The following is a 13,011-nucleotide window of genomic DNA, read 5'->3' as shown; positions in this document are numbered from 1 at the left end:
GAGAGGAACGCAACATGGGCATTTTTGACTGGAAACACTGGATCGTCATCCTGGTTGTCGTGGTGCTGGTGTTCGGCACCAAGAAACTGAAAAACCTCGGCACTGACGTGGGCGAGTCGATCAAGGGCTTTCGTAAAGCCATGAACGACGACGAGAAACCGGCCGACCCGACAGCGACCCCGGCCCAACCGGTTCCACCTGTTCAGCCACAGACCACACAGTCCGTGAACCCGCCGCACACCATCGACGTGCAGGCGCAAAAAGTCGAAGAGCCGATCCGCAAAGACTCGTGAGCACTGACTAATGTTTGGTATCAGCTTCTCTGAACTGCTGCTCGTCGGCCTCATCGCCCTGCTGGTGCTGGGCCCCGAGCGTCTGCCGGGTGCTGCGCGCACCGCCGGCCTGTGGGTCGGGCGGCTGAAGCGCAGCTTCAACGCGATCAAACAGGAAGTTGAACGTGAAATCGGTGCCGACGAGATCCGCCGGCAACTGCACAACGAGCACATTCTGTCTCTGGAGCAGGAGGCGCGGAAGATCTTCACGCCGACTCAACAGGAGCCGACGCCAGTGGAACCTGTAGCGACGCAGACGATTCATGCGCCGGCGGCTGAGGTTATGCCGACGGTTGCAGCCGCCGAACCTGCTACTCCAGTAGAACCTGTTTCTCCTGCGGCTACGCCTGTTGCGCCAGCCCCTCACGACCCAACATTGCCGCCGCGAGCCCCATGATAAGGGCCTGTCATCGGTCATTTCCTGTGTCGCGTTGTCGCCTGAAAGCGGGCCAGGCAAGGCGTAGGCCGCAGGGAATGGTTGCTCCCTTCCCAAGGACTACAACGCAGCCTGGCCCGCTTTCAGGCACAACCCGGAGGGCCGGCCTGTATTTGCGCAGGGCTGCGTTACTCGTCGCTTATTTGAAACGCCAAACCACGCTCCTCGCGCCTTGCCCTGCGCAAATACAGGCTCGGCGCGACACAGGAAATGACCGATGACAGGCCCTAATCTCCCCGAAAACGACCAGCACATGCCGCTGGTTTCGCACCTCACCGAGTTGCGCACTCGCCTGCTGCGTTGTGTCGTGGCGGTGTTCATCATTTTTGCCGGGCTGTTCGCCTTCACCCAGCAGATCTACACCTTCGTCTCCACACCGCTGCGCCAGTACCTGCCGGCCGGCGCGACGATGATCGCCACCGACGTGTCGTCGCCGTTCCTGACGCCGCTGAAGCTGACGATGATGGTCTCGCTGTTCCTGGCGATCCCGGTGATCCTGCACCAGATCTGGGGCTTTATCGCACCGGGCCTGTACAAGCATGAGAAGCGCATCGCGGTGCCGTTGCTGGTCTCCAGCATTCTGCTGTTCTACACCGGCATGGCCTTCGCCTATTTCCTGGTGTTCCCGCTGATCTTCAAGTTCTTCGCCGCCGCCACTCCGGCCGGCGTGGAAATGATGACAGACATCACCAGCTACCTCGATTTCGTCATGACGCTGTTCTTCGCCTTCGGCGTGGCGTTCGAGATTCCGGTGGCGGTGGTGCTGCTGGTGTGGATCGGCGTGGTCAATGTCGCCTACCTGAAGAAAATCCGCCCGTACGTGATCATTGGCTGCTTCGTGGTCGGCATGATCCTGACGCCGCCGGACATCTTCTCGCAGACGCTGCTGGCTGTACCGATGTGGTTGCTGTTCGAGATCGGCATCCTGTTCGGCAGCCTGATCAGCAAGCGTGGCGAGCACCCGGACGATCAGCCGGCTGACGATCACAACGACCAGCCGCCAGCGACTCAAGCGTGAATTTGCTGCTCCTCGAAGAGGCCGACTTCATTGCGGCCGACCGGGCGATCCTGCGCGATCGCCGGTTGACCCACATGCAGGAAGTCCACCGCTCGGCGGTTGGCGACAGCCTGCGGGTCGGGCGTATCGGCGGCTTGATGGGCTCGGCCGAGTTGCTGCGCCTGGACGCCGATGAAGCCGAGTTGCGCATCACCCTCGACCAGCCGCCACCGGCCAAGCTGCCACTGACTTTGGTGCTGGCGCTGCCGCGACCGAAAATGCTCCGTCGGGTGTTTCAGACCGTGGCCGCCATGGGCGTGCCGCGCATCGTGCTGGTGAACAGCTATCGCGTCGAGAAGAGCTTCTGGCAAACCCCGTTCCTGGAACCCGAGGCGATTCGCGAGCAATTGATCCTGGGTCTTGAACAGGCCCGGGACAGCGTGCTGCCAGAGGTCGTCATCGAGAAGCGCTTCAAGCCTTTTGTCGAAGACCGTCTGCCGGCCATTACCGAAGGCACCCTCGGCCTGGTCGGTCATCCCGGTGACTACCCACCCTGCCCTCGCGGCCTGGACGAGCCAGTGACCCTGGCTATCGGCCCCGAAGGCGGCTGGATTCCCTACGAAATCGACTTGCTGGGCAAGGCCGGCCTGCAACCGGTGCAACTCGGCGAGCGCATCCTGCGGGTCGAAACCGCCGTTACGGCGCTGCTTTCTCGTTTGTTTTAACCCTTCCGGATCACACCTCCCCATGTAGGAGCTGCCGAAGGCTGCGATCTTTTGATTTTCAGAATCAAGATCAAAATATCGCAGCCTTCGGCAGCTCCTACGGGATCGTGCCTTGACGCCTACAGAATGCCGTCTGCCGGCCGATACAGCTCCCATAAAACCAATTAATGGTCCGAGGGAGTAGCAGCATGTACCGATGGCTGGCCGAGAAACTGGGAAACGTAAGCGTCAATCGCAAACTGGGTGTCGGCTTCGGTCTGGTGCTGCTTCTGACCTTGTTGATCACCTTTACCGGCTGGACCGGCCTGAGCGGTGTGATCAGCCGTGGCGATACGCTAGGGTTCATTTCCAGCCTCAATGAGCTGACCAAAGACCTGCGTCTCGCCCGCCTGGATTACGACATGCGCCGTGGCGAACAAGGCCCGGGCGCCGTCAACGAGCTGATCGGTCAACTCGATACCGGCCTGAAAACCGCCCGTACGCTGATCGAACAGCCTGCCGACGTGGCCATGATCGACCAGCAATTGGCCGCAGTCAGCGAGTACAAACGCGCCTTCGCTGATATGACTCAGGCCACCGCCACCCGCGAAGATGCTCGCAGCAAATTGGGCGCCACTGCCGATAACGCTGTGGCCCGGGTCGCTGAAGTCGAAAAATCCCTGCTGCAAGGCGACAGTGTCGCCCAGTTCAACAGCGTGATCGACCTGAGCAAACTGATCCAGCAAGCACGTTTCCAGGTACGCGGCTACACCTACAGCGGCAAGCCCGAAGCCGAGCAGCCAGCGCTGGACGCCATCGGCAATGCTCTGAAAAACCTCGAAAGCCTGCCGTCTCAACTGCCGGAACAACACATCGCCAACCTGCAACAAGCGACCGACTCGCTCAAAGCCTATCGCGCGGCGGTCAGCCAATTCCGCGACTCCCAGGTCGCCAGCGCTGCCGCCCTCAAACGCATGAGCGCGCAAGGCGACATTCTGTTCGACGTCAGCAAAAAGCTCACTGTCTCGCAAACTGTCGTACGTGACACCGATGCGGCACATGCAAAAAACCTGCTGCTGTTGGCCACCGTCCTGGCGTCAGCCTTTGGTTTGTTCGCGGCTTGGGCCATCACTCGCCAGATCGTCATTCCCCTGAGCCAGACCCTCAAAGTGGCCGAGCGTGTCGCCGCGGGCGACCTGACTCACAATCTCATTTCAGAACGTCAGGACGAACTGGGTCAGCTACAGCGCGCCATGCAGAGCATGACCCTGGGTCTGCGAGAACTGATCGGTGGCATCAGCGATGGCGTGACCCAAATCGCCAGCGCCGCTGAAGAGCTGTCCGCCGTCACCGAGCAGACCAGCGCCGGGGTCAACAGCCAGAAAGTCGAGACCGATCAAGTGGCCACCGCCATGCACGAAATGACCGCCACTGTGCAGGAAGTCGCGCGCAACGCCGAGGAAGCGTCCGAAGCTGCCGTCGCCGCCGACCAGCAGGCCCGCGAGGGTGACAAGGTGGTGGGCGAAGCCATCGCCCAGATCGAGCGCCTGGCCGTCGAAGTCGGCAACTCCACCGCCGCCATGGGCGATCTGAAACGCGAAAGCGACAAGATCGGCAGTGTGCTCGATGTGATCAAGTCCGTGGCCCAGCAAACCAACCTGCTGGCGCTCAATGCCGCCATCGAAGCCGCCCGCGCCGGTGAAGCGGGACGCGGTTTTGCGGTGGTCGCCGACGAGGTCCGCAGCCTGGCCCAGCGCACCCAGAAGTCTACCGAAGAAATCGAAGAGCTGATCGTCGGTCTGCAAACCGGCACTCAGCAGGTCGCGACCATCATGGACAACAGCCGCAGCCTGACCGACAGCAGCGTCGAACTGACCCGCCGCGCCGGTGGCTCGCTGGAAAGCATCACCCGCACCGTATCGGCGATCCAGTCAATGAACCAGCAGATCGCCGCCGCTGCCGAGCAACAGAGCGCCGTGGCTGAAGAGATCAACCGCAGCGTGCTGAACGTGCGTGATGTGTCCGAGCAGACCTCGGCAGCCAGTGAAGAGACCGCGGCCTCCAGCGTCGAGCTGGCGCGGCTGGGGACGCATTTGCAGATGCTGGTGGGGCGGTTCAAGGTTTAACAACGCGTAAAACGAAAAGATCGCAGCCTTCGGCAGTTCCTACAGGTGTACACATAACCCTGTGGAGCTGCCGAAGGCTGCGATCTTTTAGAAGCGCCCCGCTTCCTTTCAGAAGCGGGGGCTTTTCGTTATGCCAACTGAGGCTGAACGCTCACAGGCTTGAGCGGCAACAGCGGCGCATGGGGATCGGCATCCACCGATGTGCGCCAAGCTTGCAGCCACTCGGTGTGGCCTTCGTTCCAGACTTGCTCATGCAAGCGACCCAATGCCACCGGATCACTCAGCAGGGCCACGCGCTCGTCGTTGGTCAGCCCGGCAGGCCCAACCTTCATCGCATGGCGAACCCGCTCGATACGCAGCCATTCGATTGGCTCGGCCTGACGGTGGCGGGATGTCGCCAGCGCACACGCCAAAGCGTTCTGCTGAGGATCGACCACCGACCGGACGAAGCCGTCGTTCAGCGCATGCCAACGGTTTTCGTGGGTGTACTGGTCGGTTGCCAGCAACGCCTGTGGCGGATTGTATTCCTCAGGGATCAGGAACAGGCTTTCGTCACGGGACTTCAGACCCAGGCCGACGCGACTGGAAATCACCGATACCGGGATCGACAACATCAGCGAACCGACGATCGGCACCAGCCACCACAGGAAGCTCGGGTTCAGCCAGATCACCAACAGTGCCCAGAAGAAGCCCAGCAAGGTTTGCGGGCCGTGGCGTTTTACCGCTTCGCTCCATGGCGTCGAATCATCGTCACGTTGCGGCGAGTTCCAGGTCGCGGCCCAGCCGAGGAACGCGGCGAGGACGAAACGGGTGTGGAAAATCATCCGCACCGGCGCCAGCAGCATGGAGAACAGCATCTCCAGCAGCATCGACAGCGTCACCTTGAACTTGCCACCGAACTCTTTCGCGCCCTTGGTCCAGATCAGGATGATGCTCAGCAACTTCGGCAGGAACAGCAGCACGATAGTCGTCGAGAACAGCGCAATTGCCTTGTCCGGCTGCCATTGTGGCCACAGTGGATAGAGCTGACGCGGTTCCAGGAAGTACTGCGGCTCCATCAAGGTGTTGACCGCCAGCAAGGCCGTCGACAACACCAGGAACAAGAACCACAACGGCGCAGACAGATACGACATCACGCCGGTCAGGAACACCGCACGGTGCACCGGGTGCATGCCCTTGACCAGGAACAGCCGGAAGTTCATCAGGTTGCCGTGGCACCAGCGACGGTCACGCTTGAGTTCGTCCAGCAGGTTCGGTGGCAGTTCTTCGTAGCTGCCCGGCAAGTCGTAGGCAATCCATACGCCCCAGCCGGCACGGCGCATCAGCGCAGCTTCGACGAAGTCATGGGACAGAATCGCGCCGGCAAACGCGCCTTTACCGGGCAACGGCGCCAGGGCGCAGTGCTCGATGAACGGCTTCATGCGGATGATCGCGTTGTGACCCCAATAGTGGGATTCGCCCAACTGCCAGAAGTGCAGACCGGCGGTGAACAATGGACCATACACACGCGTGGCGAACTGCTGCATACGCGCATAAAGGGTGTCCATGCCCGACGCACGCGGCGCGGTCTGGATGATCCCGGCGTCCGGCGTGGCTTCCATCAGGCGCACCAGACTGCTCAGGCATTCGCCGCTCATCACGCTGTCGGCGTCGAGCACGACCATGTACTTGTAGTCACCACCCCAACGACGGCAGAAGTCGTCGAGGTTGCCGCTTTTACGTTTTACGCGGCGACGGCGGCGACGATAGAAGATCTTGCCGAAGCCTTTGCCTTCACGGCAAACGTCCAGCCAGGCCTGCTGCTCGGCAACGCAGATATCGGCGTCGTTACTGTCGCTGAGTACGAAAAAGTCGAAGCGATCCAGGTTACCCGAGGCCGCAACCGATTCGAAGGTCGCCCGCAAACCGGCGAACACCCGCGGCACGTCTTCGTTGCAGATCGGCATCACCAGTGCAGTGCGTGCGTCCTTGGCGATCGGCTCGTTGCCGGCGCTGGCGCCGGAAATGCGATACTTGTCACGACCGGTGATCAGCTCGAGGAAGCCCATCAGCGCAGTCCAGAAACCGGCCGAGACCCAGCAGAACAGAATCCCGAACATAATCAGAATGCTGGTTTGCAAGGCATAGGGCAGCACTTGCGTGGCGGTTTGGGTCAGAGGTTGATGCAGGACTTCTTCAAGATCGACGAACGACCAGCCCTGGTACGGCATGATGCCTTTCATGTACCAGCCGGCGACGATCGTCTGACCGAGCATCAGCACCAGAAGAATGTAGCGTCGGATCGAACCGACGGTGCGCCAGCGAGCCGCCGGCAGCACGTTCTCATCCTTCGGCGGGGCCGGCGGATTGGTGCGACCGGTCAGCCGACGCCAGCCACGCACCAGAATGTTGGTGCGCCACGGCTCGGGCACGACTTTGGTCCGACGGATCGGTGGGGTTGCCTTCAGGCAAACCCGACCACTGGCGTCGAGCACCAGCATTTCCGCGTCCGCCAGTTCTTCGGCGGAGTTCAGGGTCAGGCGCCGGCCAACCGAGGCTTGAGCAGCCTCGGTTGGTGCGTCGAACGTCGAGGACGACAGACGTTCGTGCAGTTCACTGAAAGACTTGCAGCCCGCGAGTTCCGCGCGCTGCTCGTCGCTCATCGGCAAATGCGCCAGGTACTCGGCAAGCGTTTGTGGCTGTACGTGTGAATTACTCATCGGCGGGCAACTGATAGCTCCAGGTCTCGGTCAGGACTTGTTCAGTCGGTGCCGATTCCGTTGTGGCTGGGGCCGCTTGGGCAGCGACAGGCTGCTTGGCGTCTTTGTTGTCCTTGTCCTTGGTATCCTTGACTTGCAGGGCTTGTGATTCAGCCTGCCTGGTTTCCTTGTCCTTCTTCTCTTGCTGGCGGGCGGCAATCTTGTCGGCCTTGGCAACGGAAGAACTGGACGCTGGCGCAGCGGTCTTGAGCGCCTCGGCAGGCGTGATGTTCTTGACCAGCGCAGCGCGCATTTCGGTGGCCTTGCCCGGATCCTTGATCTTCATCCGCAAAGTCAGGCGCCAGCCCTTGGTTTCAGGGTTGTAACGGACGCTGTTCTCGACCAGTTCTGCGTTGTCGCCAACGCTCACCTGGCTGCGCACTTCAGCATCTTCCGGCAGGACTTGCAGGGACGGGCCTTGGAAATCCACCAGATAGGCCACGCTGCCGTCCGGCTGACGAATCAGGTTCGACTGCTTGACGTCACCCGTGGAACGCAGGGTCTGTTGAACCCAGGCGCTGTCCGGCGAATGCAGGGAGGCTTCGTCGATGGTCCAGTGCATGCGGTAGGCAACGTCCAGGGACTGGCCAGGCTCTGGCAGTTTTTCCGGGCTCCAGAAAGCGACGATATTGTCGTTGGTTTCGTCGGCCGTAGGAATCTCTACCAGATCGACGGAGCCTTTGCCCCAATCGCCTTTCGGTTCGATCCAGGCACTTGGGCGCTTGTCGTAGCGGTCATCGAGGTCTTCGTAGTGACTGAAGTCACGGCCACGTTGCAGCAAGCCGAAACCGCGCGGGTTCTCGATCGAGAAGTTGCTCACCGCCAGGTGTTTCGGATTGTTCAGTGGGCGCCAGATCCATTCGCCGTTGCCGGCATGGATCGACAGGCCGCTGGAATCGTGCAGCTCGCGACGGTAGTTCAGCACTTTCGACGGCTGGTTGGCGCCGAACAGGAACATGCTGGTCAACGGCGCAACGCCGAGCTTGGTGACTTTGTCACGCAGGAACATCTTGGCTTTGACGTCGACGACCGTGTCGCTGCCTGGACGCAGGGTCAGGCGATAGGCACCGGTGGCACGCGGTGAATCCAGCAGGGCGAAGATCACCAGATGCTTGTCGCCTGGCTTCGGCTGTTGAATCCAGAACTCGGTGAAGCGCGGGAACTCTTCGCCGGACGGCAACGCGGTATCGATGGCCATGCCGCGAGCGGAGAGCCCGTAGGTCTGCCCCTTGCCGATGACGCGGAAGTAGCTCGCGCCAAGCATGGTCATGATTTCGTCTTGCTTGTCGGCCTTGTTGATCGGGTACAGCACACGGAAACCGGCATAGCCCAGCTGTTCGGTGGCTTTAGGATCGAACTTCACGTCGCCGAAATCGAAACGACTTGGGTCGTATTTGATCTCTTCGACGGTGTTGGCCGTGATTTCGTTGATTTTCACCGGTGTATCGAAGTGCATGCCCTGGTGATAGAACGACAGCTTGAAGGGGGTTTTCTGGTTCGCCCATTCGGCTTTTTCCGTGAGGAACCGGATTTTTTGATAGTCCGCGAATTTCATCTCGCGAAATTCATTCGGCAGGTTACTGCGCGGGGCTTCGTACTTTTGCCCGGCCAGCTCTTTTGCCTTGACCGATACGTCATCCAGATTGAATGCCCAAAGTTGGCCGGCGCTGAACAGGCAGAGCAGTGCAGAGCCTGCTACCAGAGCGCTTCGAAACCGTTTGGCAGACAATTTTGGTGCATTACAGGGACTAACAATCACGAGCAACCCTCGCCGAAAACAGATCAAAAAACCAACGGCCAGTTAAAGTGCCAGCACGGTGTGCGGTGGAAAAAAACCGACCCTGCGAACGACTCTTGCCAAGTTGGCGAGCATTGTTCCGACTCCTATGGGGCAAAATGATTCCCCAACAGGTCTCGGACAAGTCTCTACCTAAGTCAAAACGGACCAACGAACGCTGATCCCCGTAGCGCGCGATTATCTAGCAGGCCGCGTTACAACGCATCAGGTGGAACCAAGTATTTATCGGGAAAAGCCTCGTTTTTCAGTCGAAATGCACTTAAAAAGATGTTTCAAGCGCTTTCACGTCTGTAACAGGAAGGTTACCGGGCCATCATTGACCAGATGCACCTGCATATCCGCGCCGAATCTACCTGATGCCACAGTGCCATGCATCTGTTTCGCTTTACCTGTTAGATAGTCGAACAGCTCCTCACCCAAACCTGGAGGAGCCGCAGTCGAAAAACTTGGGCGCAACCCGTTTTTGGTGTCAGCGGCCAGGGTGAACTGCGAGACCAGCAGCAACCCGCCGCCTACGTCCGCCAGGGACAGATTCATCTTGCCCTCGGCGTCGCTGAATACTCGATAGTTAAGCAGTTTATGCAGAAGTTTGTCGGCGCTGGCCCGCGTATCGTCGGGCTCGACCGCCACCAGCACCAGCAACCCCTGATCTATCGCGCCAACCACCTCTCCCGCAACCTCGACTCGCGCGCCACGCACGCGTTGTAGCAGGCCCTTCATGCTTCGTCAGGCGACAAGTCGAGCATACGACGGGCCATCAGATCGGCGGCGCGTACCAAGGCATCAGTAATACCTGTTTCGGACGCCGCATGGCCGGCGTCGCGAATCACCTGCAATTCGCTGTTCGGCCAGGCCTGATGCAGTTCCCAGGCGTTGTCCAGCGGACAGATCACGTCGTAACGACCATGGACGATGACGCCAGGCAGGTGGGCAATCTTGTCCATGTCACGAATCAACTGGTTCGGCTCGAGGAAAGCATTGTTGGTGAAGTAGTGGCACTCGATACGGGCGATGGACAACGCACGCTGAGGCTCGGAGAAGCGGTCGACCACCAGCGGATTCGGCCGCAGGGTCGCGGTGCGGCCTTCCCACATGGACCAGGCTTTGGCCGCGTGCATCTGGGCGATCTGATCGTTGCCGACCAGGCGTTTGTGGAACGCCGAGAGCAAGTCGTGGCGCTCATCCTGCGGGATCGGCGCGATGTAGTCCTGCCAGTAATCGGGAAACAGGCGACTGGCGCCACACTGGTAGAACCACTCGATTTCCTGGGGACGGCAGAGAAAAATCCCGCGCAGAATCAAACCGTGCACGCGTTCCGGGTGGGTTTGTGCGTAGGCCAGGGCCAGGGTCGAACCCCAGGAGCCGCCGAACAGCACCCATTTGTCGATGCCAAGGTGCTTGCGAATCCGCTCCAGGTCGGCGACCAGATCCCAGGTGGTGTTGTTTTCCAGGCTGGCGTGGGGGGTGGAGCGACCGCAACCACGCTGGTCGAAAGTGACAATGCGATACAGGTTCGGATCAAAATACCGGCGGCTCTGGGCATCACACCCGGCGCCGGGGCCGCCGTGGATGAACACCACCGGCAAACCTTCCGGCGAACCGCTTTCGTCGACATACAGCGTGTGGGTTTTATCGACGGCCAGATCGTGCCGGGCGTGGGGTTTGATCTGCGGGTACAAAGTCTGCATTGCGCGCTCCGTAAGGGGTCGAGGTCATCCCTGGGGGGACTTCTATTATTCTGCCGTCCGGCATCATAAACCCGAATTACGTCAATGAGCATGCCCCTTGCAGCGTCAGAGTTTGTCAGCCGTCGTCTCAGCCAAATAGCCGAGTAGGGTTTCATAGAGGCGGTCGACCTCGGCGACCTGCCCCCGCGCCCGCAAACAGCCGTGAACCAGCCCTTCCCCGTGATAAAGCGTTGCGCCCACGCCTGCTGCGTTGAGTCGCTCGGCGTAAAGTACGCCGTCATCGCGCAGCGGGTCGAACTGCGCTACGGCGATCAACGCCGGTGGCAGACCGCTGAAATCGTCGGCGAGCAAGGGCATCGCATAGGCACCCGGTTGTCGGCTACCGCCCAAATACAACGCGTGATAACAATCCAGGTCGCTGCTGCTGAGCAATGGCGCATCAGTGCATTCGCTGCGCGACGGCAATCGGTGATCGCCGCCCAGTCCCGGATAGATCAGAACTTGCACGCACGGCATAGGCTCGTCGGCATCGCGTAAAGCGAGGCACAACGCGGCGGCAAGGTTGCCGCCAGCGCTGTCGCCCACCACCAGGGTGCGTGCAGGGTCGAGCCGAAACGGTCCTGTACGCAGCGCGCGCCAGACACCCAGGCAGTCATCGAACGCCGCTGGAAACGGATGCTCCGGCGCCAACCGATAATCGACGGCGATCACCAGCACGCCGAGCACCGACGCCAGTTCGGCACAGATGAAGGCGTGGGAGTCCAGATCCCCCACCACCCAACCACCGCCGTGCAGATACACAATGCACGGCCAACCGTTGGTCGATGGCGGGACCGATGGTTGCCAGGAGCGTAGAGCTACGCCTGCCAACTCGAAATCGACCACCTCAAGCCCTGCGGGACAAGGCGGAGTAAACGCCCGACACATGTCGTTGTAGGCCTGACGCAAATCGGCGGGGCTGCTGTCGGCGCTGTTGAAGCTGAGGGTTTTCTCGACGAAAGCCGACATCTGTTCAGAGAGAGGATAAGGAGCCATGAGCCTGCAACCAGTCAGGTTTGGGATTGGAGCCCAGTTCTGTGGCGAGGGAGCTTGCTCCCGCTGGGTTGCGAAGCAGCCCCCAAACCATTCAACCGGGTTGTATCAGATACACCCGATCAGCCGGGTTTACGACGGCTGCGCCGCCGAGCGGGAGCAAGCTCCCTCGCCACAGACAGCATACTTTCCGAAGTAATGGTGGTCAGTTTTTCAAACTGGCCTGAACGGTTGCCACACCCTCCTTGCCATCAAAACTGCTGACACCTGCCAGCCAGCGCTGAAGATCTTCAGGATGATCTCGCAGCCATTGCCTGGCGACATCCTGCGGCGTCTTGCGCTCCATGATCGGCACCATCAACTGACTTTCCTGAGCGGCGGTAAAAGTCAGGTTTCCCAGCAAGCGGTTCACGTTCGGGCAGCGCTCGGCATAGTCCGGCGCAGTCACGGTGGAAACGGTCGCCGCGCCCTCGTTCGGCCCGTAGACGTCTTCGCTGCCGGTCAGGTAGGTGACGTTCATGTTGATGTTCATCGGATGTGGGGTCCAGCCGACGAACACCACGAACTCCTTGCGATTGACCGCCCGTTGTACGGCGGCGAGCATCCCGGCCTCACCGGACTCGATCAGTTTGAAGTCCTTCAAGCCAAAGTGATTGGTCTCGATCATGGTTTTGATCGTGGTGTTGGCGCCGCTGCCCGGCTCGATGCCGTAGATCTTGCCGCCGAGCTGATCCTTGAATCTGGCGATGTCGGCGAAGGTTTTCACGCCGGCAGCCGCGACATAGTCAGGCACGGCAAGGGTCGCCTGGGCATCCGAGAGGCTCGGTTTGTCCATGACCTTCACTTGATTGGCAGCCACAAACGGCGCGATGTTTTTGTCCATCGCCGGTTTCCAGTAACCGAGGAAGATATCGAGGCGTTTGTCGCGGATGCCGGCGAAGATGATTTGCTGCACGGCGCTGGTTTGCTTGCTTTCGTAGCCAAGGCCGCTGAGCAATACGTCAGCCATGCCGCTGGTGGCGATCACGTCGGTCCAGTTGACCACGCCCATGCGTACGGTTTTGCAGGATGGCTCGTCACTGGCCAGAACGCTGGTGCTCAGAAAAGCCGTGCCGCAGAGGATTGAGAGACAGCGGGTGAATAGTCGTTTCATCGGGGAG

General features: G+C 60.4%; 11 protein-coding genes. 5 read left to right on the top strand and 6 right to left on the bottom strand.

What is annotated here, in order from left to right:
* Positions 1-14 precede the first annotated feature (14 nt).
* From ACZ89R_RS20210 to ACZ89R_RS20190, 5 genes are all read left to right on the top strand, one after another.
* On the top strand, positions 15-293 hold the full coding sequence (locus tag ACZ89R_RS20210) for a twin-arginine translocase TatA/TatE family subunit (protein ID WP_123358799.1): 279 nt from the start codon (positions 15-17) through the stop codon (positions 291-293).
* A gap of 10 nt (positions 294-303) precedes the next feature.
* Positions 304-729, top strand: a complete 426-nt coding sequence (tatB, locus tag ACZ89R_RS20205) for a Sec-independent protein translocase protein TatB (RefSeq protein ID WP_429544792.1) — start codon at positions 304-306, stop codon at positions 727-729.
* A 256-nt stretch (positions 730-985) separates the two neighbouring features.
* A complete protein-coding gene (tatC, locus tag ACZ89R_RS20200) occupies positions 986-1,786 on the top strand; it encodes a twin-arginine translocase subunit TatC (protein ID WP_429542137.1) in 801 nt (266 codons plus the stop codon).
* Positions 1,783-2,490, top strand: coding sequence for a 16S rRNA (uracil(1498)-N(3))-methyltransferase (locus ACZ89R_RS20195; protein ID WP_429544793.1), 708 nt, complete (start codon positions 1,783-1,785; stop codon positions 2,488-2,490). The genes tatC and ACZ89R_RS20195 overlap by 4 nt, the downstream gene beginning before the upstream one ends.
* Positions 2,491-2,678: 188 nt before the next feature.
* A complete protein-coding gene (locus ACZ89R_RS20190) occupies positions 2,679-4,595 on the top strand; it encodes a methyl-accepting chemotaxis protein (RefSeq protein ID WP_429544794.1) in 1,917 nt (638 codons plus the stop codon).
* Positions 4,596-4,723: 128 nt separating this feature from the next.
* Here ACZ89R_RS20190 and mdoH read toward each other — a convergent pair whose 3' ends face one another.
* The 6 genes from mdoH to ACZ89R_RS20160 all read right to left on the bottom strand — a co-directional run bounded on the left by mdoH (position 4,724) and on the right by ACZ89R_RS20160 (position 13,004).
* Positions 4,724-7,294: a glucans biosynthesis glucosyltransferase MdoH gene (gene mdoH / locus ACZ89R_RS20185; RefSeq protein WP_429544795.1), complete on the bottom strand. Its 2,571-nt coding sequence runs from the start codon at positions 7,292-7,294 to the stop codon at positions 4,724-4,726.
* Entirely contained in the window at positions 7,287-9,092 is a 1,806-nt protein-coding gene (locus ACZ89R_RS20180; RefSeq protein WP_429544796.1) for a glucan biosynthesis protein G, read from the bottom strand. Before ACZ89R_RS20180 ends, mdoH begins: the two co-directional genes overlap by 8 nt.
* A gap of 321 nt (positions 9,093-9,413) precedes the next feature.
* On the bottom strand, positions 9,414-9,851 hold the full coding sequence (gene dtd, locus ACZ89R_RS20175; RefSeq protein ID WP_008068825.1) for a D-aminoacyl-tRNA deacylase: 438 nt from the start codon (positions 9,849-9,851) through the stop codon (positions 9,414-9,416).
* Complete coding sequence (gene pip / locus ACZ89R_RS20170; RefSeq protein WP_192346716.1) at positions 9,848-10,819, bottom strand: prolyl aminopeptidase; 972 nt, start codon at positions 10,817-10,819, stop codon at positions 9,848-9,850. Before pip ends, dtd begins: the two co-directional genes overlap by 4 nt.
* 105 nt (positions 10,820-10,924) lie before the next feature.
* Complete coding sequence (locus tag ACZ89R_RS20165; RefSeq protein WP_429544797.1) at positions 10,925-11,854, bottom strand: alpha/beta hydrolase; 930 nt, start codon at positions 11,852-11,854, stop codon at positions 10,925-10,927.
* Positions 11,855-12,056: 202 nt separating this feature from the next.
* Positions 12,057-13,004, bottom strand: coding sequence for a choline ABC transporter substrate-binding protein (locus ACZ89R_RS20160; protein ID WP_429544798.1), 948 nt, complete (start codon positions 13,002-13,004; stop codon positions 12,057-12,059).
* Between the last annotated feature and the right edge of the window lie 7 nt (positions 13,005-13,011).

The organism is Pseudomonas sp. TE3728 (assembly GCF_056279145.1).
Note: the sequence above shows the minus strand (reverse complement) of the source record. Positions and strands in the feature narration are given on the sequence as shown.

Bases quoted from the DNA above. Each gene is read 5' to 3' on its own strand.
- ACZ89R_RS20210 (WP_123358799.1), top strand. From the start codon at position 15: ATGGGCATTTTTGACTGGAAACACTGGATCGTCATCCTGGTTGTCGTG.
- tatB (WP_429544792.1), top strand. From the start codon at position 304: ATGTTTGGTATCAGCTTCTCTGAACTGCTGCTCGTCGGCCTCATCGCC.
- tatC (WP_429542137.1), top strand. From the start codon at position 986: ATGACAGGCCCTAATCTCCCCGAAAACGACCAGCACATGCCGCTGGTT.
- ACZ89R_RS20190 (WP_429544794.1), top strand. From the start codon at position 2,679: ATGTACCGATGGCTGGCCGAGAAACTGGGAAACGTAAGCGTCAATCGC.
- mdoH (WP_429544795.1), bottom strand. From the start codon at position 7,294: ATGAGTAATTCACACGTACAGCCACAAACGCTTGCCGAGTACCTGGCG.
- dtd (WP_008068825.1), bottom strand. From the start codon at position 9,851: ATGAAGGGCCTGCTACAACGCGTGCGTGGCGCGCGAGTCGAGGTTGCG.
- pip (WP_192346716.1), bottom strand. From the start codon at position 10,819: ATGCAGACTTTGTACCCGCAGATCAAACCCCACGCCCGGCACGATCTG.
- ACZ89R_RS20165 (WP_429544797.1), bottom strand. From the start codon at position 11,854: ATGGCTCCTTATCCTCTCTCTGAACAGATGTCGGCTTTCGTCGAGAAA.
- ACZ89R_RS20160 (WP_429544798.1), bottom strand. From the start codon at position 13,004: ATGAAACGACTATTCACCCGCTGTCTCTCAATCCTCTGCGGCACGGCT.